The 22,514-nt window shown below is 69.0% G+C and carries 18 protein-coding genes and 2 pseudogenes; 11 read left to right on the forward strand and 9 right to left on the reverse strand.

What is annotated here, in order from left to right; all coding sequences use genetic code 11:
* Positions 1–475: 475 nt before the first annotated feature.
* The 5 genes from EGX94_RS12520 to iolC form a co-directional block, all read right to left on the reverse strand.
* A complete protein-coding gene (locus EGX94_RS12520) occupies positions 476–1,969 on the reverse strand; it encodes a CoA-acylating methylmalonate-semialdehyde dehydrogenase (protein ID WP_021796823.1) in 1,494 nt (497 codons plus the stop codon).
* Positions 1,970–2,200: 231 nt separating this feature from the next.
* The gene (gene iolD, locus EGX94_RS12525) at positions 2,201–4,108 is read right to left on the reverse strand and encodes a 3D-(3,5/4)-trihydroxycyclohexane-1,2-dione acylhydrolase (decyclizing) (protein ID WP_021796820.1); all 1,908 of its coding nucleotides are present in this window, start codon (positions 4,106–4,108) and stop codon (positions 2,201–2,203) included.
* Between the two features lie 34 nt (positions 4,109–4,142).
* Positions 4,143–5,021 carry a 5-deoxy-glucuronate isomerase gene (gene iolB, locus EGX94_RS12530; RefSeq protein WP_021796847.1) on the reverse strand — a complete coding sequence of 293 codons (879 nt, stop codon included), beginning with the start codon at positions 5,019–5,021 and terminating at the stop codon, positions 4,143–4,145.
* Positions 5,018–5,884 (reverse strand): Cgl0159 family (beta/alpha)8-fold protein, encoded by an 867-nt coding sequence (locus tag EGX94_RS12535; protein WP_021796853.1) that lies wholly within the window; start codon positions 5,882–5,884, stop codon positions 5,018–5,020. Before EGX94_RS12535 ends, iolB begins: the two co-directional genes overlap by 4 nt.
* Before the next feature lie 7 nt (positions 5,885–5,891).
* A complete protein-coding gene (gene iolC / locus EGX94_RS12540) occupies positions 5,892–6,911 on the reverse strand; it encodes a 5-dehydro-2-deoxygluconokinase (RefSeq protein ID WP_051245306.1) in 1,020 nt (339 codons plus the stop codon).
* A gap of 198 nt (positions 6,912–7,109) precedes the next feature.
* On the opposite strand from iolC, the gene EGX94_RS12545 reads away from it, so the two are divergent.
* Positions 7,110–7,901 (forward strand): GntR family transcriptional regulator, encoded by a 792-nt coding sequence (locus EGX94_RS12545; protein ID WP_021796818.1) that lies wholly within the window; start codon positions 7,110–7,112, stop codon positions 7,899–7,901.
* 67 nt (positions 7,902–7,968) lie between these two features.
* On the opposite strand, the gene EGX94_RS12550 is transcribed toward EGX94_RS12545, so the two are convergent.
* The 4 genes from EGX94_RS12550 to EGX94_RS12565 all read right to left on the reverse strand — a co-directional run bounded on the left by EGX94_RS12550 (position 7,969) and on the right by EGX94_RS12565 (position 12,367).
* Positions 7,969–9,102 carry a zinc-binding dehydrogenase gene (locus EGX94_RS12550; protein ID WP_192962664.1) on the reverse strand — a complete coding sequence of 378 codons (1,134 nt, stop codon included), beginning with the start codon at positions 9,100–9,102 and terminating at the stop codon, positions 7,969–7,971.
* 100 nt (positions 9,103–9,202) lie between these two features.
* Positions 9,203–10,246, reverse strand: a complete 1,044-nt coding sequence (locus EGX94_RS12555) for a LacI family DNA-binding transcriptional regulator (RefSeq protein WP_021796844.1) — start codon at positions 10,244–10,246, stop codon at positions 9,203–9,205.
* A gap of 135 nt (positions 10,247–10,381) precedes the next feature.
* Positions 10,382–11,392 (reverse strand): Gfo/Idh/MocA family protein, encoded by a 1,011-nt coding sequence (locus EGX94_RS12560; RefSeq protein ID WP_021796808.1) that lies wholly within the window; start codon positions 11,390–11,392, stop codon positions 10,382–10,384.
* Between the two features lie 42 nt (positions 11,393–11,434).
* On the reverse strand, positions 11,435–12,367 hold the full coding sequence (locus EGX94_RS12565; RefSeq protein ID WP_021796834.1) for a sugar phosphate isomerase/epimerase family protein: 933 nt from the start codon (positions 12,365–12,367) through the stop codon (positions 11,435–11,437).
* Positions 12,368–12,721: 354 nt separating this feature from the next.
* Here EGX94_RS12565 and hisI point away from each other — a divergent pair, with 354 nt between their 5' ends.
* From hisI to EGX94_RS12615, 10 genes and pseudogenes are all read left to right on the forward strand, one after another.
* Positions 12,722–13,171 carry a phosphoribosyl-AMP cyclohydrolase gene (hisI, locus tag EGX94_RS12570; protein ID WP_021796852.1) on the forward strand — a complete coding sequence of 150 codons (450 nt, stop codon included), beginning with the start codon at positions 12,722–12,724 and terminating at the stop codon, positions 13,169–13,171.
* Positions 13,168–14,607, forward strand: a pseudogene (locus EGX94_RS12575) (chorismate-binding protein); the annotation flags it as partial. The gene hisI and the pseudogene EGX94_RS12575, both read left to right, overlap by 4 nt.
* Positions 14,608–14,734: 127 nt before the next feature.
* Positions 14,735–15,565, forward strand: coding sequence for an indole-3-glycerol phosphate synthase TrpC (trpC, locus tag EGX94_RS12580; protein ID WP_051245294.1), 831 nt, complete (start codon positions 14,735–14,737; stop codon positions 15,563–15,565).
* Positions 15,558–16,814 (forward strand): tryptophan synthase subunit beta, encoded by a 1,257-nt coding sequence (gene trpB / locus EGX94_RS12585; protein ID WP_021796817.1) that lies wholly within the window; start codon positions 15,558–15,560, stop codon positions 16,812–16,814. Before trpC ends, trpB begins: the two co-directional genes overlap by 8 nt.
* Positions 16,815–16,867: 53 nt before the next feature.
* Positions 16,868–17,701, forward strand: a complete 834-nt coding sequence (gene trpA, locus EGX94_RS12590; RefSeq protein ID WP_043150017.1) for a tryptophan synthase subunit alpha — start codon at positions 16,868–16,870, stop codon at positions 17,699–17,701.
* A pseudogene (gene lgt / locus EGX94_RS12595) lies at positions 17,698–18,495 on the forward strand (prolipoprotein diacylglyceryl transferase); the annotation flags it as partial. The gene trpA and the pseudogene lgt, both read left to right, overlap by 4 nt.
* A gap of 911 nt (positions 18,496–19,406) precedes the next feature.
* Positions 19,407–19,811, forward strand: a complete 405-nt coding sequence (locus EGX94_RS12600; protein ID WP_123826385.1) for a hypothetical protein — start codon at positions 19,407–19,409, stop codon at positions 19,809–19,811.
* 24 nt (positions 19,812–19,835) lie between these two features.
* Positions 19,836–20,069, forward strand: a complete 234-nt coding sequence (locus tag EGX94_RS12605) for a hypothetical protein (protein ID WP_028706097.1) — start codon at positions 19,836–19,838, stop codon at positions 20,067–20,069.
* Positions 20,070–21,052: 983 nt separating this feature from the next.
* The gene (locus EGX94_RS12610) at positions 21,053–21,472 is read left to right on the forward strand and encodes a cupin domain-containing protein (protein WP_196807732.1); all 420 of its coding nucleotides are present in this window, start codon (positions 21,053–21,055) and stop codon (positions 21,470–21,472) included.
* Entirely contained in the window at positions 21,459–22,508 is a 1,050-nt protein-coding gene (locus EGX94_RS12615; protein ID WP_021796821.1) for a methyltransferase, read from the forward strand. The genes EGX94_RS12610 and EGX94_RS12615 overlap by 14 nt, the downstream gene beginning before the upstream one ends.
* Positions 22,509–22,514: the final 6 nt, after the last annotated feature.

Here is a 22,514-nt window from a genome sequence, read left to right on the forward strand (position 1 = left end):
CCGAGGCTCGGGGAGAGGACCACGTCGACCGCTCGATTCTCAGGGGCCGGTCAGGGGTGCTCCCAAGGGGCCCTGTGCGGCGAACCGGAGCGGTGGACGCTTCATGCCTGGCTGCATGACAGTTCGTCGGGCCGACCCGGAAAACGCGCTCGGCGATGGATCAGTGGTCCTGTCCCGTGTCGGGAGCCCGGGCGAGCAGCCATTCAGGCCAGGGCCCCGCTCGGCATCGCCTGGACTGCGCCACGAGCCTCCTGGCTTCACCGGCATGGGTCGAAACCAGCGGAGCGGGGCTGCGGCGGCGGGTGCAGGAGCCGGGAGTCCCGGAGAGGGGAGTGCTCCGTAGCCCTGCGGTTGGGGTGACGAGACCGCCTGGCACCGCGTCGCCCTTGGTCACCGGACAAGGGCGGTGCCCCGCAGCCCTGCGGCTGAGGGGCACCGCCGGCAGGATTCCGTCGTCTGTGGTCCGGGAAGAGGATCACTCCTCCCGCTGGAAGGACATCGTCGCCGCGTAGGTCTTCTCGGAGGGCCAGCGCGTCGTGATCGCCTTGGCGCGGGTGTAGAATTTGACGCCCTCAGGGCCGTGGATGTGGGTGTCGCCGAGCAGCGACTCCTTCCAGCCGCCGAAGGAGTAGTAGGCGACCGGGGTCGGGATCGGCACGTTGACGCCGACCATGCCCGCCTCGGTGTCCAGGGTGAAGCGGCGGGCGACGCCGCCGTCGTTCGTGAAGATCGCCGAGCCGTTGCCGAAGGGCGAGGAGTTGACGATTCGCATGGCGTCGTCGTAGGTGTCGGCGTGGACGATCGTCAGGACGGGGCCGAAGACCTCCTCGGTGTACACCGGGGCGTCGAGCGGCACGGCGTCGATGATCGTCGGACCGAGGAAGTGGCCGTTCTCGTGACCGGGGACCACGAGGGAGCGCCCGTCGAGGACAACGTCGGCGCCGCGCTTCTCGGCGTCGTCGATGAGACCCGTGATGCGGCTCTTGGCCTTCGCACTGATGACCGGGCCCATCTCGACGCCCTCGTCCATGCCGTAGCCGACCTTGATGGCCTGCGCATGGGCCTTGACGCGCTGCGCCAGGTCGGGGCCGATGCCGCCGACCGCGACGACGACCGGCAGGGCCATGCAGCGCTCGCCCGCGGCGCCGAAGGCGGCGGCTGAGATGTGCTGGGCGGCGAAGTCCAGGTCGGAGTCGGGCATGACGATCGCATGGTTGTTCGCGCCACCGAGGGCCTGGACGCGCTTGCCGTGGGTGATGCCCGTGTTCTGGACGATGTGGGCGACCGGCGTCGAGCCGACGAACGAGATCGCGTCGATCCCGGGATGCTCGAGGATGCTGGTGACGATGTCGCGGTCGCCGGCGACGACGTTGAAGACGCCGTCGGGCAGGCCGGCCTCCTTGTAGAGCCGTGCGGTGAGCATCGCGGCGGAGGGGGCCGGGGACGCGGGCTTGAGAATGAACGCGTTGCCGGCGGCGACCGCCAACGGATGCATCCACATGGGCACCATGGCCGGGAAGTTGAAGGGGCAGATGCCCGCGACGACGCCCACCGGCTGGCGCAGCGTGTGGATGTCGACGCCGGACGAGACGTCGTAGGAGTACTCGCCCTTGAGGGCGACGTTGATGGCCGTTGCGAAGTCGAAGGTCTCGCGGCCGCGCTGGATCTCGCCGATGGCGTCGGAGTAGTTCTTGCCGTGCTCGGCGACGATCAGCCTCGCCATCTCGTCCTGATGATCGAGGACCAGCTGCCGCATGCGGAACATGATGGCCACCCGCTTGGCGAGGGAGACCTTCGCCCATTCCCTCTGAGCCCGACGGGCCACCTCGACGGCGTGATCGAGATCGGCGTCCGAGGCATGGAGCAGTTCGGCCTCCACCTCTCCCGTTCCGGGGTTCTCCACGGGGATGCGTCCCGTCGGAGCGCCGCTGTAGGGGGCGCCGTCGATCCAGTGCTCAATCGTCTTCATTGTCCGTGAACTCCTCTGGAGTGTTGATTTCATGTGCGGATGCGCCTGCTCGCCCGCCCGTCCCGGCAGGAGCCGGGCGGGCGAGCAGGCATCCGTTGGGCAGTCTACTCTGCGCTGACCAGTTTGTAGCCCATGACGAAATTTTGTTCTAACAAATAAAGGAGCTTGTGGGTGGGCAGGCCGCGGCCGGGAGCCGAGCCGCCGCGACGCGCGGACGGGCCACTGTGCGCCCTACTTCAAGTAGTGACGCTGCGGCGCACGATCACGCAGGTAGTCCTGGTAGGCCGCCTGCGTGGACTCGATCCGGGAGACCTGCGAGACGGGGACGTCCCACCAGGACGACGCCGGCGGATTGGGGCCGTACAGGTCGGTCTCGATGTGGATCATCGTCGGACGGTCGGAGGCGACGGCGCGCCGGTACGCGTCCTTGAACTCGTCGATGCCGTGGACCTCGATGACGTCGATCCCCCAGGAGCGGGCGTTCGCCGCGATGTCGACGCCGAGCAGTTCGCCGTCCGCGGTGTGCGAGGCGCCGGCCCCGCCCTTGCGGTACCGCGTGCCGAAGCGCTGGGAGCCGTGCGACTCGGACAGGGCTCCGATCGAGGCGAAGCCGTGGTTCTGCAGCAGCACGTAGATGACCTTGATCCCCTCCTGGGCGACCGTGGCCAGCTCCATCGGGAGCATCTGGTACGAGCCGTCGCCGACGATCGAGACGACCTCGGAGTCGGGCAGCGCGAGCTTGACGCCCATCGCCGCGGGGATCTCGTAGCCCATGCAGGAGAAGGCGTACTCCACGTGGTACTGGACGGGCGTGCGGGCCCGCCACAGCGCCTGGAGGTCGCCGGGCATGGAGCCCGCCGCGTTGATGACGACGTCCTCGTCGCCCATGAGCTCGTTCAGGGCGCCGAAGACCTCGGTCTGGGCCGGCAGCGGGCCGTGACCGAGGTGGTAGCACTCGTCCACGCGCTCGTCCCAGGCCGCCTTCTCCCGCGCGATCTCTGCCGCGTAGTCGGGGGAGACCGAGTAGTCGCCGAGCGCCTCCGTGAGGGCCGTGAGCGCCTCGCGGGCGTCGGCCACGAGCATCTCGCCGCCGTTCTTCACGGCGTCGAAGGCCTTGACGTTGATGTTGACGAAGCGGACGTCGAGGTTCTTGAACTGGGTCCGGGACGCCGTCGTGAAGTCGGAGTAGCGCGTCCCGACGCCGATGACCAGGTCGGTCCTGTCGGCGATGTGGTTGCCCGCGTCGCCGCCGGTCGACCCGACGCCGCCGATCGACTGGGCGTGGTCGAAGTTGATGGCGCCCTTGCCGGCCTGGGTGTCCGCGACCGGGATGCCGGTGCGGGAGGCGAACTCGCGCAGCTGCTCGGAGGCCTCGGAGTAGATGGCGCCGCCGCCGGCGATGACCATCGGGCGCTCCGAGGCCCTGATGAGCTCCACCGCGCGCTCGAGCGAGGCGGGGTCGACCGGCGGCCGGCGCACATGCCACACGCGCCTGCGGAACATCTCGACGGGGAAGTCGAAGGCCTCGGCCTGGACGTCCTGGGGCATCGCCAGGACGACCGCTCCGGTGTCGGCCGGATCGGTGAGCGCGCGCATCGCCTGCATGAGCGAGGGGAGCAGCTGCTCGGGGCGGTTGATGCGGTCGAAGAACGCACTGACCGGGCGGAATGCGTCGTTGCACGTCGTGTCGAGAGTCTGGGCGTTCTCGATCTGCTGGAGGACCGGGTCGGGGTAGCGGGTGGCGAACTGGTCGGAGGGGAACAGCAGCACCGGAAGGCGGTTCGTCGTGGCGAGCGCGGCGCCCGTGACCATGTTGAGCGACCCGGGGCCGATCGAGGCGGTGCACATGAGCGTCTGCAGCCGGTTCCTGCTCTTCGCGTAGGCCGCTGCCGCGTGAACCTGACCCTGCTCGTTGCGGGGCATGATGTAAGGCATCGACCCGCCGTCGGGCTCGGGGTCGAGCTCGTTCTGGAGGAGTGCCTGGCCGAGACCGGCGACATTGCCGTGCCCGAAGATGCCGAAGGCGCCGGCGATGAGGCGCTGCTCGTGCCCGTCGCGTTCGGAGTACTGGTTGACGAGGAAGCGGACGGTTGCCTGGGCCGTCGTGAGGCGGACGGTGGGTACGGGACTGCTGGTCATTGTCTCTCCTGGTCGGGAACGGGTTGTCGGCGTGCTAGTTCATCGGGGTCATGGGCAGTCGGGGATCGACCTGCTCGTGCTCCCACGACCGGCGGATCCACGTGTGCCGAGGATCGTCCGTCATCAACCAGATCGAGTCCTCCGCGGGACCGGCCATGACGTTGAGGTAGTAGAGGTCGTACCCGGGCGCGGCGACGGACGGGCCGTGGTAGCCGTGGGGCATGACGACGATGTCCCCGCTGCGCACCTCGGTGCACACGTCGATCTCGTGGCCGGGTGAGGGGTAGATCCGCTGGAGGGCGAAGCCCTCCGCGGCGCCCTCGTCGCCGGGCCTGATCTCGTAGTAGTAGATCTCCTCCAGGACGCGTTCGACGTCACTGTGGACGTCGTGCTTGTGCGGGGGATAGGAGGACCAGTTCCCGCCCGGGGTCAGCACCTCGCAGGCGAGCAGGTGCGAGGTCTCCAGGTCGTTGCCGAGGGCGTAGTTGTTGACCTGCCGGGAGGACGGGCCCGCCCCGCGCAGCCCCGTGCCGACCTCGTCGCGCCCGCAGTAGCGGACGGGCAGGTCCTTCGTCGCCTTCGCCCCGGGCAGCGCGATGCGCGCGCCGTCCTCGCTGGTCACCCTGATGTCCGTGGTTCGGGGGATGTAGAGATAGTCGGTGATGTCGGTGAACACCGATGCGCGCCCCGCGATGTCGTACGACCGGTCGCAGACTTCGACCGTGCAGCCGCCGGCCAGGGGCAGCACGAGGAACTCGGCCTCGCCCCCCGGCACCTCGACCCCCTGCTCCGGGGCGAGGTCGAGCACGCGCAGGGACGACCACTCCCAACCGGCGCGGGCCGGGCTCAGATCGGTCGCGTAGGAATCATGGGCGGTCTCGCCCGAACGGACGATGTACTTGTTCTCGTTCACAGCAACTCCACTGCATTGTCGACGGCCGCCTCGACGTTGTCGTCCGGCGGATAGAGGAGGGACCGGCCGATGACCAGTCCTCTGACGTTGGGCAGGGCGAGCGCCCTGGCCCACGCGGCCCGTGCGGCCTGCGGATCCCGGGAGACCTCACCGCCGAGGATCAGGCTGGGCAGGGTGGTGGACTCCATGACGTGCCCCATGTCCTCGACGCACGGCAGTTTCAACCAGGTGCGGGCCGAGCTGCTTCCGAGCCCCTGGGCCACGGAGATCGACCTGATGACGGCGTCGGGGGTGAGGTCGTTGATGACGCGCCCGTCCTCGCGCCGCGAGACGAAGGGCTCGATCATGGCGTTGAGGCCCCGCCTCGTGAGCGAGTCGACGGCGCGGGCGCTGGCCTCGAGGGTGCGCGCCGTCGCGGGGTCGTCGTAGTCGATGCGGGTGAGCATCTTCCCGCCGTTGAGCCCCGCCGCGGCGATGCCCTCCGCGTCGTAGGCCCCGAAACGATCGTCGAACTCGAAGGCGGCCCCCTGCAGACCCACCCGGTTCATCGACCCCCACACGAGCTTCCCGTCGAGGGCCCCGAGCAGGGCCAGGTCCTCGATGAGATCGGCGGTGCCCAGGAAGCCGTTGACCCCGGGCCGCGACAGGGCTGCGACGCACCGACGGAGCAGGTCCTCGCGCGAGGCCATGGCCATCGGATCGGGCCCGGCGCCCAGGGCGCTTCTGGCCGGATGGTCGCAGGCGATGACGAGGAGCCGCCCCTCGGACGCGAGATCGGCGCGCGGACGGTCGGCGAGGACCCGTGCGATCCTGTCCGGATCGCACGAACGGATCCTCGTGAGTTCTTCGATCAGAGCTCCCATGAGTGCCCTACCTCTTCTCGATGACTGGTCGGATGTCGGGGTGCTCGGCGATGACCCGCTCGATCTCCGTCGTTGTGGGCATCGCGGTGGAGCACTCGAGGCGGGAGGCCACGATCGCCCCCGCCGTCGAGGCGTACTGGACGGCTCGTGCGAGGTCGAGGCCCGCGAGGAGCGCGTGGCAGAAGGAACCGCCGAAGGCGTCCCCGGCCCCCAGCCCGTTGCAGACCTCGACGGGGGTGACGGGCATGACAATACGCTCCTGCCTGGTCTTGGCGAGGGTGCCGAGGGGCCCCTGCTTCACGACGGCGATGTCCACGCCGCGGTCGAGCAGCGCGTCCGCGGCGCGATCCGGCTCGGTCTCGCCGACCGCGATCCGGCACTCCTCCTTGTTGCCGATCGCCACGTTCGCCTTGCCCAGAGCCCGCCCGACCTCCCTCGAGGCGATCTCCTCGTCCTGCCAGAACATGGGGCGGTAGTCCAGGTCGGCGATGGTCCACTTCGAGCCCTTCCGCAGGTCGAGCGCGAAGTGGTGCGCCGAGCGGGATGGCTCGGCCGACAGGCCGGTGACGGAGAACCAGAAGATCCTGGCCGCCCGCACGGCCCTGATCGGGATGTTCGAGGCGGTGAGCTCGAGGTCCGGGGCCTTCGGCTGGCGGTAGAAGTAGAGGGGGAAGTCGTCGGGCGGGAAGATCTCGCAGAAGGTCACCGGGGTGTTGTAGTCCTCGTTGCGCGCGACGAACCTGTCCGAGACTCCGAGGCGCTTCATCTCGCGGCAGACGAAGCGGCCGAAGGGGTCGTCGCCGACCTCCGTGATCACCGCGCTGCGCGCCCCCTGCCGGGCGGCGGCCACCGCGACGTTCGTCGGGGATCCGCCGAGGAACTTCCCGAAACTCGTCACGTCCTCGAGTCCGATCCCAGTCTGGAAGGGGTAGACATCCACGCCGCAGCGCCCGATCGTCAACAGATCGAGCTCGTCGTCCTCGGTGCGTGCGGTGCGGGCCTGTGTCATCTCTGTTGGGCTGGACATCATCGTTCCTCCTGCGGCCCAGTCATGCCCCGCTCTCCGTGCGGGTGCTCCCTGGATGCTGCTGACCCCAACCTATGACGCGGGGACGAACCCGTCAAGATTTTGTCATGACAAATTGAGGATCAATATGTCATATGGGTTCGATGTACACTGACGCACCCGACGCGGTGCGCCGGTGGGCAAGGTCAGGAGCGGTCGATGGCAGAGGTGAACATGACGGGCACGGCGCAGGCCGAGGGCCTCGACGTCCCCTTCGTCCCGCAGATCGCCCTGGACCGCGACTCGGAGGTTCCGCTCTACCAGCAGATCGCCCACCCCCTCGAGGAGCTCATCCTGGCCGGCCGGCTGGAGCCGGGCCGCCTCATTGAGGACGAGGTCTCCATGGCGAGGCGTCTCAAGGTCTCGCGCCCCACAACGCGCCGGGCGCTGCGCGATCTCGTCGCGAGGGGGCTACTGACCCGTCGGCGCGGTGTCGGGACGCGGGTGACCCCGATGCACGTACGCCGCCCCCTCGGGCTGACCTCCCTCAACGACGACCTCGTGGACGCCGGGTTCACCCCCCGCACCGAGGTCCTCTCCTACGAGGTCATGCTCGCCGGCGAGCAGGAGGCCCGCGATCTGCACACCGGGATCGGCTCCGAGGTGGTGCGCACGACGCGACTGCGCTACATCGACGACGAGCCCTTGGCGATCCTGACGAATCTGCTGCCCTCCGGGGACAGGACGCCGAGCGTCACCCAGCTCACCAGGCAGGGGCTCTACGACAGTCTCGCCGTCCACGGCATCCGTCCGGTCATGGCCCAGCAGTCGATCGGGGCAAGGCTCGCATCCGCGCGCGAATCCCATCTGCTCGCGCTGGACGAGGGCAGCGCCGTGCTCGTCATGGAGAGGACCGCCTTCGACAAGGAGGGCACCGTCATCGAGTACGGCAACCACGTCTACAACTGCGGCATGTACTCGTTCCAGTTCAATCTCGTCGCGGACGGCTGATCCCGGGCCGCCACCCGTGCTGCCCGGAACCGGCGCCGCCCCCTCGGAGCGGCGCCGGATCGCCGGGTCACAGCGACATGTCGACGACGCCGCGCCCCTGCACCGCGCCCTGCCTCAGCAGTTCGTAGCCCTGCGCGACGTCCTCGAGGGCGAACCTGCGGGTGACGATGTCCTGGTAGCGGATCGTCCCCTCCGCCGCGAGGCGGACGACCTCCGGCAGGTCCTGACGGGTCCGGGCCCCGTAGGACCCGATGATCGACTGCGAGCGGCGCACCGTCCGGTTGATCTCGACCTGCGCCGTCTGCACCCCGGCGCCCAGACCGATCGGCACCATCCGCCCGCCGTCGCGCAGCGCGTCGAGGGCTGACGTCCACGTCTGGGGGCGGCCGAGGGCCTCGAAGGCGACGTCGACGCCTCGCCCGCCCGTGAGCGCGAAGACCGTCTCGTGGACGTCCTGCTTCGTCGAGTTGACGGTGTCGGTGGCGCCCAGTGCGCGCGCCGCCTCCAGCTTGTCGTCGGCGACGTCGATCGCGATGACCTGCTTCGCGCCGAAGGCCCGGCTGATCTGGATGATGTTCGAGCCCACCCCGCCGGTGGCGACGACAGCAACGGACTCCCCGTGGCGCAGGTCCGCGCCGCGGCGGACCGCGCCGTAGGCCGTCATTGCCGCGCAGCCGAGGATGGCCCCGGCGACCGGGTCGATCGAGTCCGGCAGCGGGGCGACCGAGGTCGAGGGGATGACGCAGTACTGCGCCAGGCCGCCCATGGAGTACATGGCGATGGGCGTCCCGTCGAGGTCGAAGAGCCTTGTCTCGCCGTCGTAGAGCCGACCCTGGATCCGGTTGAGGTCGAAGAAGGGGCCGCACAGGTCGTCGCGGCCCTCCGCGCACGCCGGGCACTGCCCGCAGGGCATGAGGAAGGCGCCTGCGACGCGCTGGCCGACGGCCAGCCCGGTGTGGTCGTTGCCGGGGCCGAGCTCGACGATCTCGCCGGCGACCTCGTGCCCGAGGACGCACGGCAGGGGGAAGGCGATGGCCCCGCCGATGACGTGCAGGTCCGAGTGGCACAGTCCGCAGGCGCTCGTTCGCACGAGGACCTCGCCGGTGCGCGGCCTCGGCGTGCGGATCTCCTGGATCTCCAGTCCGCGCGAGACGTCGCGCAGGACCGCGGCGCGCATGGTCGTGGGAATGTGAGAAGTCATGTCGTCCTCCGTCGGTTGAAGCATCGCTGGTTCGCACCCGGACTTCTTCCCCGGGTCAGTTCTGACGCTAGTCACGCGATCCGACGATGTAAAGTATTTGTTAGGACAAATTGCCGGCGAGGGGCGACGCGCCGACGTCCGGGGTGCCGCGGGAGCGGCTGGAGTCCCGGCGGACGAGGGTCGGGGCGCACACCCGGTCGACCTGTCCGGTCCGTCCGTCGATCCGCTCGCCGAGCAGCTCCACGGCGGCATCGGCCAAGTCGGCGGTCCTCTGGTCGATGCTCGTGAGGGAGATCGCCGGGTGCGAGGCGATGCGCGAGTTGTCGAAGCCGGTGATCCCGTGGTCGTGCCCGCCCGCCGGGGCCCGGTCGGCGAGCACCCGCATGACCTCGAGCGCGACGAGGTCGTTGTGGCAGCAGAACCCGATTCCCGGGCCATGTGCGCGGAGCAGCCCCCGCACGGCGTCCTCGACGGTCGTCGTCATGAGGTCGACGGACAGCGGCTCGGTGCCGGCCCGTCGTGCCTCCGCGAGGAAGCCCCGCCGTCTGGCGCCGGCGGAGTCCCCGGGGATGGCGCGGTCGTAGCCGAGGTGGGCGACGGGCTCGAAGCCGTTCTCGAGCAGGTGGCGGGTCGCCATGCGCGCCCCGGTCTCGTCGTCGGTGTGCACGAGGTCGACCGACCCGGGGCCGCTGTTGTGGGTGAGGAGGACGGTGGGGACCTGGGTGCCGATCCGGTCCAGGTCCTCGGCGCCCAGGGGAGGGGAGACCACCGTGAGACCCTCGACCCCCATGTGGACGAGCCGCTCGGCGCAGACGATGCAGCTGTCGCGGTGCCGGCCCGAGATGGCGACGAGCGGGATCAGCCCGCGCTCCTCGCAGCGACTGCGCAGCGCATCGCACAGGTCCGCGTAGAAGGGGTTCGTGATGCCGACGAGGATGATGCCGATGAACCGGGAGTTGTGCGCGGCCAGGGCGCGCGCGGCGATGTTGGGCCGGTAGTCGAGCTCGTCCATGGCCGAGAGGACCCGCGAGCGGGTCTGCGGGGCCACCCGGGGGTCGTCCCGCACGACGAGGGACACGGTCTGCCGCGATGTGCGTGCCAGCCGTGCGACGTCCACCTGCGTCGGCCTGCGCTTCGCGGACATGACCCACCTCTCACCCGTCTCGGCGGGGCGCGGGCGCGGCCCCGGTCCCCGCGTCCGACAACGGGGCGTGCCCATTGTGCCAGTCGCGGGGCCGGGGCCGCATGATCACCGCGCGGGCGATCGGGTCGGGGCCGCTCAGGCGTAGAACGCGGGCTTCTCCATGAGCCTCACCTCGACCATCGGAGCGCTCTCGTCCTCGAGGGAGGCGACGGCGGCGTCGACAACCGAGGTCGCGGCGTAGCCGTCCCATGAGGTGGAGCCGGTGTGCTCGTCGCGGGCCACGGCGTTGATCCACTCCTGGAATTCGCGGTTGAAGGCGGCCTGGAAACGGTCGATGTGGGACTGGCACATCGCATTGCGGTCGCCGTGCTCGTCGCGGACGTGGATCTTCTCCTGGTCGCCGAGGCGCACGGCGGCGGTCTCCAGCACGAGCTCGCACTCGATGGAATAGGCCCACTGGAGGTTGACGTTCACCTCGTCGTCGATGCGGACGCCGGACTCGGTGTACATGACGACGACGACCGGGTCGATGAGGTGGGGGAAGCGGTGGGTGGTCGACTTCGGACGCTCGACGCGGACCCGGACGATCTCCTCGCCGAGCAGCCAGCGCATCGTGTCGATCTCGTGGATGGCCGTGTCGTCGATGGCCATGCGCGAGGTGTAGGACTCGGGCACGGTGGGATTGCGGTGGCGGTTGTGCACCAGCAGCGCCTGACCGTTCCCGCCGGCGTCCAGGACGGCCTTCATCTCGTTGTAGGCCGCGTCGAAGCGCCGCATGAAGCCGACGGTGACCAGCTTCTTGCCGGCCCGCTGCTCCGCCGCCATGATCGCGGCGCAGTCCTCCGCCGTCGTGGCCAGGGGCTTCTCGCACAGGACGTACTTGCCGGCCTCGATGCAGCGGATGACGTCCGGGGCGTGGACCTTGCCGAAGGTGGCGATGATGACGGCGTCGACCCTGGGGTCGTTGATGAGCTCGTCCGAGGTGTCGTGGACCCTGGCTCCGTAGGGCGCGGCCGCTTGGACCGCTGCGTCGTGGTTGATGTCGGCGACGGCGACGATCTCGCCGCCCGACAGCTCATTGGTGATCCGGGCGAGATGGGCCCGGCCCATGCCGCCGGCGCCGATGAGTCCGATGCGGACAGTCATGATGTGTTCTCCTCTTCGAGTGATCGGGTGGCCGCGGATCGGTCAGGCCAGGCCCAGGCCGCACCCGGCCAGGTAGGTGCGCATGTTGATGGCGTTCTGCTTCGGGAAGGACGGCTCGCACGGGTAGCAGTCCTGCTCGCAGATGCAGTAGATCGGCTTGTCCAGATCGGCCAGCGCGTCGACGAAGGCGTGCATCTCGGGCAGCCCGGCGGGCGGGCAGACCGAGGCGCCCTTGGTGACGGCCTCGCCGAAGGGCCAGTCCTTCTCGTGGGCCTCCCTCGTGATGGCCTCGTCGAAGGCCTTGATGTGTACATAGGTGATGCGGTCGGGGTACGTCCGGCAGAGCTCGACGGGATCGCCGCCGCCGTAGACGACGTGGCCGGAGTCGAGACAGAGGTTGACGTACCTCGGGTCGGTGGCGTCGAAGATACGGGCGATCTCCTCGGGCGTCTCGATGTGGGAGTCCCCGTGCGGGTGCAGCACCATCCTGAGGCCGTACTCGTCCAGCAGCATCCGGCCCAGGGCGTTGGCGTGCTCGACGTAGAGCCTCCAGGCGTCATCGCTCAGGACGCGGTCGTCGGTCCACTCCCAGGTCTTGTCGTCACGGTACAGCGGCGGCAGGTGGACGATGTACTCGGCGCCGACGGCGGCGTGTGTCTCGGCGATCTCGCGGAAGTGCGCGACCGTCTCGGGCCAGGCCTCGGCCTTGTGCAGGATGCCCCAGCCGGTGCCCGCCACGACGCGCATGCCGTACTCGTCGCACCACTTCTGCAGCTCCTTCGGGTCCTTGGGGAAGTATCCCCAGGGGCCCGTCTCGATGACGTCGAACCCGGCCTCGGCCATCTCCTGCCAGGCCTGGCGGGGCGGCATCTGCTTCGGATCGTCGGGGAACCACACCCCCCACTGGTCCGGGCACACGCCGATGGTGAGCTTCGAGTACCTCGGATCGTTCGTGTTGCGTGCCTTCGAGGTCATTGTCCCTGTTCCTCCTCGTTGAGGTTCTTGTCCGCTCAAACTCTTATTAGAGCGCGCTAATAACATAACAAATGGATCAGGGCCTGGCCACCCCCGCGTGGTGACGGATCGATCCGGCGCTTCCGGTGCGGGGGCTCCGTCTCGGGCGCCGCCGATTCCGATCCGGCCAGTGCGGACCTCGGGCCGCGCCGTCGTTCCGGACGATCCGCAGTCCCACCCCGCGGCGCCGGCCGGTCAACCTACCGATGACGCCGAGGGCGCCCCAGACCCGTTCGGCGGGCGCGGATCCCACGGTCCGGACCGCCATTCGGCGTCGCGGAACCGGTTCCTGCGCGCAGGGGGACAATGGGACGCATGCCGTCCGACGCCCATGACCTGCCCGCCGAGGCCGCCCCGCCCGAGGGGACGGTCCTGCCCGAGGGGATCGCCTCCCGGCTGACCTTCGATTCCGCTGGTCTCGTCCCCGCCATCGCCCAGGACGCCACGAGCGGCCGGGTCCTCATGATGGCGTGGATGAACGCCGCTTCGTTGGCCATGACGCTCGCCACCCGCAGGGCGACCTACTGGTCGCGCTCGCGCCGCGAACTGTGGGTCAAGGGCGCCACGAGCGGTCATACGCAGTACGTGTGCGAGGCCCGGCTCGACTGCGACGGCGACACGATCCTCCTGCGCGTCGACCAGGTCGGCGGCGCCTGCCACACCGGCGCAGAATCCTGCTTCGACACCGGCGGCCCGCTCCCGCTCGTCGAGGGGTCCGACGACCGGACCCCGCCGGACGGCCCGGCGGCGGGGGGCGCCGCATGAGCCCCGAGCTGACGATCCTCCCCGGCCGCGATGAGTTCGTCGCCCAGGCGGGCCGGCGGCGCGTCATCAGCGTCCACGCCCGGCTGCGCGCCGACGACCTCACCCCGGTCGCCCTCTACCAGCAGCTCACCCGGGGCCGCGAGGGCGGCTTCCTGTTCGAGTCGGTCGAGCGCGGCGTCTGGTCGCGATGGTCGTTCGTCGGCGTCGACTGCCCCTCGATCCTCGTCGGCGCGGCGGGGCGCAGTCGTTGGCTCGGCCGTCCGATCGCCGGGCTGCCCACCGGCGGGGCCCCGTTGGCCGTGCTCGGCGAGACCCTGGATGCCCTCCACACCCCCGCCGACCCCGCGCTGCCGCCGTTCAGCTCCGGTATGGTCGGCTATCTCGGCTATGACGTGAAACGCGAGCAGGAGCCGACCCTGGGCGAGCCCCTGCCCGACGACCTGGGCGTGCCCGACATGGTCATGATGCTCGCCGCGGACATGGCCGTCCTCGACCACGACGGCGGCGAGGTCTGGCTCATCGCCAATGCCGTCAACTACGACAACAGCCCGGAGCGCGCCGAGCGGGCCTGGGCGGATGCCGTGGGGCGCGTCCGGGCGATGGCCGCCCGGCTGTGCGCGCCGCGTCCGGCGATGCTCGCGACGACACGCGAGGTCGCCCCGCCCGTGGTCCAGGACCAGCGTGCCCCGGGGGAGTTCCAGCGGCTCGTCGAGGAGGCCAAGGAGCACGTGCGGGCCGGCGACGTCTTCCAGGTGGTGCCCTCCCAGCGCTTCGACGTGCCGGTCACCGCCTCGGCCCTCGACATCTACCGCGAGCTGCGCGTCACGAACCCCAGCCCCTATCTCTTCCTGCTGCGCCTGCCGGGCTTCGACCTGGTCGGCTCCAGCCCCGAGGCCCTCGTCACCGTCAAGGACGGGGTCGCGACGACCCACCCGATCGCCGGCACCCGCCCGCGGGGCCGGGACGAGGCCGAGGACCGCCGCCTGGCCGATGAGCTGCTCGCCGACGAGAAGGAGCGCGCCGAACACCTCATGCTCGTCGACCTCGGACGCAACGACCTCGGCCGCGTCTGCGTGCCGGGCACCGTCGCCGTCACCCGGTTCATGCACATCGGCCGCTATTCGCACGTCATGCACCTCGAGGCCTCCGTCACCGGGGTCGTCGGGTCCGGCGTCTCGGGCCTGGACGTGACGATGGCGTGCTTCCCGGCGGGCACCCTGTCGGGAGCGCCGAAGCTGCGCGCCATGCAGATCATCGGTGAGCTCGAGGTGACGCGCCGCGGCCCCTACGGCGGCGTCGTCGGCTACTTCGACTTCGCCGGCAATGCCGACGCGGCGATCACGATCCGCTCGGCCGTCCTCAAGGACGGCGTCGCCCATGTGCAGGCCGGCGCCGGCATCGTGGCCGACTCGGTGCCCGACAACGAGGACGCCGAGACCCGCAACAAGGCGGCCGCGATGATCTCCGCCCTGGGGCGGGCCCAGGCGAGCGTGCCGCTCGCCTGGGATTGGGGGGGGGTTCGAGCGGGGGCACGCGGAGCAGCGACGTCGACGAGGAGCAGTCATGAGCACCGGAACCGTCCTGGACGGAATCATCGCCGGCGTGCGCGCCGACATGGCGGCGCGCATGGCGCGCACCGCCCCCAGCCGGCTGGAGGCGGCCATCGAGCGGCTCGGGCCCACGATCGATCCGCGGCCGCGTCTGCGCAGCGCCGGATCCGTGCGCGTCATCGCCGAGGTCAAGCGCTCCAGCCCGTCCAAGGGCGCCCTGGCCGAGATCCCCGACCCGGCCGTTCAGGCGCGCGCCTACGAGCGCGGTGGAGCCGGGGCCGTCTCGGTGCTGACCGAGCGGCGTCGCTTCGGCGGCAGTCTCGAGGACCTCGTCGCCGTGCGCGCCGGGGTCTCGGTGCCCGTGCTGCGCAAGGACTTCGTCGTCGACCCCTACCAGGTGCTGGAGGCCCGTGCCGCCGGCGCCGACCTGGTCCTGCTCATCGTCGCGGCGCTCGATGACGCGGACCTGCGGGTGCTGTACGACCGGGCCGCCGGTCTCGGCCTGCTGCCGCTCGTCGAGGTGCACACCGCCGACGAGGCGCGCCGCGCCGTCGACCTCGGCGCCGAGCTGATCGGCGTGAACAATCGGGACCTGAAGACCCTCGACGTCGACCTGGGCCGCTTCGAGCAGCTGGTGGGTCTCGTGCCCGACACGGCGATCAAGGTCTGCGAGTCCGGCATCGCCACGGTGGACGACGTCGTGCGGGTGCGCGACGCCGGTGCGGATACGGTACTCGTCGGGGAGATGCTCGTGCGCAGCGGCGACCCGGCCGCTGCCGTGCACGCCATGATGGCGGCCACCAGCGCCGCCGGAAGTCGAGAGATGGGGAATCCCAATGAGTGAGATCGTGCCGGACGCGCTGCCCGACGCCCTGGGCCACTACGGGCCGTTCGGCGGCCGGTTCGTCCCGGAGGCGCTCATGGCCGCGCTCCAGGAGCTGACCGAGGCCTTCGAGTCCTCGCAGGACGACCCCCGGTTCGCCGCCGAGCTCGCCGATCTGCAGGTCAACTACGCGGGCCGTCCCACCCCGATCAGCGAGGCCAGCAACTTCGGCGAGCGCTACTGCGGCGGGGCCCGCATCCTGCTCAAGCGCGAGGACCTCAACCACACCGGCAGCCACAAGATCAACAACGTGCTCGGACAGGGCCTGCTGACCCGGCGCATGGGGAAGCGGCGCGTCATCGCCGAGACCGGAGCCGGCCAGCACGGCGTGGCGGCGGCGACGATCGCCGCCCTCATGGGTTTCGAGTGCCGCGTCTACATGGGCAGGGTCGACACCGACCGTCAGGCCCTCAACGTGGCCCGCATGCAGCTGCTCGGCGCCGAGGTCGTGGCCGTCGAGGCGGGCAGCGCCACCCTCAAGGACGCCATGAACGAGGCGATGCGCGACTGGGTCACCAACGTCGGTACCACCCACTACCTCATCGGGACGGCCTCCGGCCCGGCCCCGTTCCCCCAGATGGTCAAGGCCTTCCAGTCGATCATCTCCAAGGAGTCCCGCGCCCAGATGCTCGACCGCTTCGGGGCCCTGCCCGACGCCGTCTGCGCCTGCGTCGGCGGCGGCTCGAACGCCATCGGCTCGTTCGCCGAGTACATCGCCGACGACGACGTCGCCCTCTACGGCTTCGAGGCCGGTGGGCGCGGCGTCGCGACGGGGGAGCACGCCGCCTCGATCAACGGCGGCTCGGTCGGCGTCCTCCACGGGACCCGCACCTTCGTCCTCCAGGACGACGACGGCCAGACGGTCGAGTCGCACTCCATCTCGGCCGGCCTGGACTACCCGGGGGTCGGGCCCGAGCACGCCTACCTCGCCCGGATCGGCCGCGCCCACTACGAACCGGTCGATGACGACGAGGCCATGACCGCCCTCGACCGTCTCGCCCGCTGCGAGGGCATCATGCCGGCCATCGAGTCGGCCCACGCCGTCGCCGGCGCCCAGCGCCTCGCCCTGCGGATGCTCGCCGAGGACCCGGACCGGCGTCCGACGATCCTCGTGACGGTCTCCGGGCGCGGTGACAAGGACGTGGACACCGCGATGAAGTACTTCGGCGTGAACGGCGACGTGGACGCCACGACCGGGAGGATGTCATGACCGATCTCACCAGGCCCTTCCCCGACGAGGCCCGGCTGGGCGTCTCGGGGCGCATGGTGGCCGCCTGCCGGGCCGAGAACCGCGCGGCCCTCGTCGGCTACCTGCCCGTCGGCTACCCCGACGTGCCCGGGTCGATCGCCGCCATGGTCGCCCTCACCCAGGGCACGGGGGGCGGGGGGGTGGACGCCGTCGAGATCGGCATGCCGTACTCCGACCCGATGATGGACGGTCTGGCGATCCAGCACGCCGACACGAAGGCCATCCAGCGGGGGGTGCGTACGCACGACGTCTTCTCCGCGGTCGAGGCGGTCGCCGTCGCCGGTGCGACGCCGCTCGTGATGATCTACTACAACCTCGTCGAGCACTACGGCGCCAGGGGCCGCCGGAACGATCCCGCCGCCTCCGTGCGCGCCTTCGCCCGCGACCTGGCCAATGCCGGCGGCGCGGGCCTCATCACGCCCGATCTGACGCCCGATGACGCCGAGTTCTGGACCGCCTCCTCCGACGAGTTCGGCCTCGACCGCGTCTACCTCGTCGCACCCTCGTCCACGGACGAGCGCGTCGCCCGGACGACGGCGGCATGCCGGGGCTGGGTCTACTCGACCTCCGTGATGGGCGTCACCGGTGCCCGCGCGCAGACCTCCGACGCCGCCCCCCGGCTCGTCGAGCGGGTCCGCGCCATCGCCCCCGATCTTCCGGTGGGGGTCGGGCTGGGCATCTCGAACGGGGCCCAGGCCGGCGAGATCGGCGCCTTCGCCGACCTCGCCATCGTCGGCTCTGCCCTCGTGAAGCAGCTCATCGCGGCCGAGGACGCGGGCACCGCCTCGCTCGACGGGCTGCGCGCCCTCGTCGACGACCTCGCCTCGGGGGTGAGGGCCTCCCGGTGACCGCCCTGTTCCTGCCCAGTCCTCCGGTCAGCTCCTTCGGGATCGGACCGGTCACGATCCACTACTACGCGCTGTGCATCCTGGCGGGCATCTTCCTGGCGTGGTGGCTGGGGCAGCGCCGGCTGCGGGCCCGCGGCGCCGAGCCCGGAGAATTCGACTCGATGATGGGCTGGGCGGTTGCGGCCGGTATCGTCGGCGCCCGTGCCTACCATGTCGTCACCGATCACCAGCTCTATTTCGGGCCTGGCCGCCATCCGGCCGACGTGCTGCGGATCTGGAACGGCGGCCTGGGCATCTGGGGTGCCGTCATCGCCGGCGGGCTGGCCGTCTGGGTGTGGTGCCGGGCCCATCGGGTGCGCTTCGGCGCGGTGGCCGACGCCGTCGCTCCCGCCCTGCTCCTGGCCCAGGGCGTCGGACGGCTCGGCAACTGGTTCAACCAGGAGCTCTTCGGCCGGCCGAGCACCCTGCCGTGGGCCCTCGAGATCGACCCGGCGCACCGGCCGAGCGGCTACGGGCAGTACGCGACCTTCCATCCGACCTTCGCCTACGAGCTGATCTGGGACATCGGCGGCGCACTCCTCCTGCTGTGGGCCTCGGGAAGATTCCGTCTGGGGCGGGGCAAGACCTTCACCGCCTACGTCGCCTACTACTGCCTGGGCCGCTTCTTCATCGAGGCGCTGCGCATCGACCCGGTCAACCGGATCGGCGGCATGCGATTCAACAACTGGACGAGCGCCCTCGGCTTCGTCCTCGCCGTCGGGCTGCTCTGCTGGCAGCTGAAGCGCCGTCCGGGCTGCGGCCCCCGACTCGACGAGGCCCGGGACGGCGGTGGGCGCACGGGCTCCTGCCCGGGGGGCGGTGCCGTCGAGACGACCGGTGCGCAGGTTCGTGGTCGGGGGTCCGGCGGCGCTGCCGCCGCCAAGGGTCCGGGGTCGAGCGCCGCCGGTGCACGACCGGACCCGGACGAGGGGACGACGAGTCGTTCGTGACGTCTCGTGGTCCGGCCCCGGGGCTGCGGCGAGCGGGCCGGAAGGCCGTGCGGGGATGGGCTCTCCGGGCTGCGGAGTGGGCCCGTACGCGACGGCCGTACCGGTCGGGTGAGTCGAGCGTTGCTGGACCGTTGTCGTATCGGCGACCGCTCAGTTTCATCGTTGCCGATGTGGGCGCCTCGTCGGCGCTGGCGGGCGAGAACGACCGGGCCCTGCGACTCCGGGACGTCTCGGCCGCGTCCGTCGTCGCAGGGGCTCATCGTGATGCGGCTGGTGGTCGGCTCCGGGAACCGACTCCTCGCCGGACGGGCATTCCCTCACCGATCCCGGAGATCCCGGAAGACGCTCCACGGACTGATCGCGGACCGCAGCCGCCTCATGTGCCCGGAGATCTCCCCGAGGCGGGGAAGGCACCCGGGCGGAGACCTCCGGTCGAGTGCCTTCTGCAGGCCTGACAAGGGTTGACACACGGCCTTCCGAGAAGAACGATGGTTCCGTCCCCACGACGTCATGGGAACAGTTTCCGAGGGGGAGACGTGCGAGCTGTGCGAGGAGGAAACGATGCGAACTCTCAAAGTCTTTTCCGCGGGCCTGGCCGCTCTGGGTGTGTTCATGATCCCAGCGTCTCTTGCCGAAGCAGCCCCCGACCCTGGGGCGCAGCTTCCGACGGATTCCACCACGGCCGCCCCCGAGACACCGGGGGCTACGCCGTCCAAGTGCAGAGGCCCGAACAGGCGATGGTGACGGCGGATCTCTCCGTCTCAACCGATTCTGCTGTCTCCCTCGCCGAGGACGGGTCATTGCTCATGACGTCGCCGACGAGTAGCGAACTGGTCCCCGCCGTTCTGGACCTGGGTTCTGGACGACGGGCAGTGGGGACATGGGAGCTGGTCTCATCGACGCACGCGATCTACTCGGCCTCGGTGAGCACGGGAATGGACTCCGGGTCGGTTCGTGTGATGTCGAGTTTCGACTGGGACTGCAGCAACGAGAGAATTCGTGATGGTTTTATCACGGGGACCATTGGTGGATGCATCGCCGGCTCAGCCGGCGGGTGCATGGTCGGTGGTGTCAGCGGTGCCTTCGGCGGTGCCGTGACGGGATTGATCGACTGTTGGTGACGCACCGGGGAGCGGGGGCAAGAGATGGTGAATGCCGACATCGGTGTGGTGTCGGGGCTGATGGCAGTCGCCTTCATCATTCTTCTCAACGTCGGGCCGAGGGAGGGGAACTGGAAACTCTGGGTGCTCCTGCTCGTCCTCCTCGCGGCGCGGGGGCTGTACTGGCTGCTCGCTCGGGGCCGGGAAAGACGACTGCTCGCCGAGGAAGGGAGCGGTGACCCCTCGGTTCGGGGGGACTCTCCTCGACCCGTGGAATGAGCAACGACCAGGTTGAGGACCGTCGCAGGGGCGCGGTCCCCGGACCGGCATGTCCTTGCCGAACCTCTGCCGATGAGCTCCGAGGCTGTTCGCAGAGGCTTGTTCACAGCGTCCGTGGATGGCGTCGTGACATGGATGGGGGCGATGATCGTGATCCGATCCCCATGAACAAGCCGCACAGCATCGATGGACCGAGCCATGACATGGAGCTGTGCCTCCTGCCGAGTCGCCTGTGAACATGTCCCTCTGATGGGAGGATGCGGTGCCCGTCTCCACGGGCACCGCATCCGGTGTCGCGGGAAGGAAACGGGACGCGGTTCGTCCAGGGGCAGTTCGACTGGTTCGTGGAAGATCCCGGATGGCATGCCGGGAAGACGAGAAGCGGTCCGCCCGATGATGATCGATGTCGTCTTGGAGGACTGGACAACGACGGACGCGCGGAGAGGCGCAGCCGTGGCCTGCTCATGGGACCCGACCAGAGGCGCTGCTCCTTTACGGAATCCCCTTGCCAATGCGCTAAACGAGCCGCAGGAGCCTGCCGACAGGGGCGGCTCGGGGCCCTGTGGGTGATCCCCGCCTGCTTCCGGACGCGCCGGGGTCTAAGAAGGGGCAGCAGGAACACAGCGATGGCGAGCGAGTCCCCAGCGAACCACTGATGGTCTGAGCCCGAGTGTCCGTCCGAGGTCATGCGACCTCGACCCCGTTCGACTGTCAACGACAGTCGAAGACCCGATGTCCTCTGGGGCGCAGTGCTCACTGCTCGTGGTGGGCATGCTGTCCGCAGACTTCATGACACGAGTGAATCCCGTCAAGGCCGTGTCAGCAAACTTGATGTTAGCTGTCACCGAGGCCCAAAGACTATGAGGGGGTTAAGAGGTCAGTCGACAACTGTTGACATGGAAGCTGCTGGCTGTTATATTAATAAAAAGAACGTTCATTCTAACTAGTGAGGACAGTAAATGTATCATACGAATAGAAAGGCTGTGACCCCTGAGATCGTCAGGGAGCCGGGTGCGAAGCAAACCACTCATCGAAAGCTGATTGACACCAAGAACGGGGCGGATCGTTTTGTCCTGACCGAATTCGAGATCGAGCCTAGCGGATCGACGCCTCCTCACTACCATGACTGGGAGCATGAAATATATGTCTTGGAGGGTTCGATGACGCTGGTGGCGTCGAACGATGAAACGCCGCTCCACGTCTCCGAAGGGGACGTGGTGTTCATTCCAAGAAATGAGTCCCACGGCTTCGTTACGGCTCCTGATGAGTCGTGCCGGTTCATCGTGGTGGCGCCTGCGGAACGTCCACCGGTGCGGAGTGTCTTCCTCTCCTCAGATCCATACGAATATATCCAGTCCAGTCAATACAGAGAGGCGCTGAACTCTGATCATGACGAGGGATGAGGATAGCAGTGCAGTCCGTGTCCATGGGATGCTGACAGCATATCTCCAGACACAGGTGCTTATCAGTGCGCTTCAGTTCGGTATCTTTGAACAGCTGGAGGGGCGAAGCCTCGACGTCCATGACCTGTCAAGCCGGATAGGCGTCCCAGAACGACCCACGCGTGCACTGCTCATCGCGCTGAGCGGGCTCGGGCTGTTGAGTGAAGATGGGCTGGGATACCGGAACACGCCCGAAGCGTCACGGTATCTTGTCCGGCGGAACCCGGAGTTCATGGGAGATTTTGCCGAGCATCAAAGCGTTCATTTCGCGAACTCCATTGAGCTCCCTGCTGTGATCCGATCGAACAGCTCCATTACGAAGAGGGTCCTCAAGGAGGGTTACAGCGACCAGGGATCGGGTGCCGGAGAAGGGGCCGCCGGTCGAGAACGGCTGATCGGTGCGATGCGGGTCAGCGCGCGTCTTCAGGCTGATCCGCTGGCGAAGCGACTTGATCTACTGAGTGGAAGCACCTTGGTCGATCTCGGGTGTGGTTCGGGCGACTACTCGATCGCCATCGCGCGCCGCCATCCCGAGGTCAGGGTCATCGCCGTCGATTATCCCTCGATCAGTGAAATTGCTTCGAGGAATGTTGCTGTGGCAGGTCTCGAGGACCGTATCGAGTTTCAGCCCGGTGACATTATGAAGGATCTCTTGCCCGAATGCGACGCTGTGCTCCTCTCCCATGTTCTTGACGGGTATGGCAGGGATCGAGTCCGGCATCTCGTGTCCAAGATTTTCGATGAGCTGCGAGGCAATGGTCGGCTTTTCGTCCATTCCCACATGCCCGACGTGTCGAAGGGGCTGTTCCCGAATCTTTTCGGTGTGATCCTTCTGATCAACACAGAAGAAGGTGAGGTCTATGAGGCCGTGGACCTGATGGAAATAATTCGAGGTGCTGGGTTCTCAGATTTGAGGACTCAGCGGGTCTCCTTTCTGTCGGGACTGGTTTCAGCAGTGCGACCCTCCCTTGAGGGGCAGAGCGACCTCTCCCTTTGAGGCGGA

Origin of the sequence: Propionibacterium acidifaciens, assembly GCF_003798325.1 — a bacterium.
Taxonomy (GTDB): Bacteria; Actinomycetota; Actinomycetes; order Propionibacteriales; family Propionibacteriaceae; genus Propionibacterium; species Propionibacterium acidifaciens.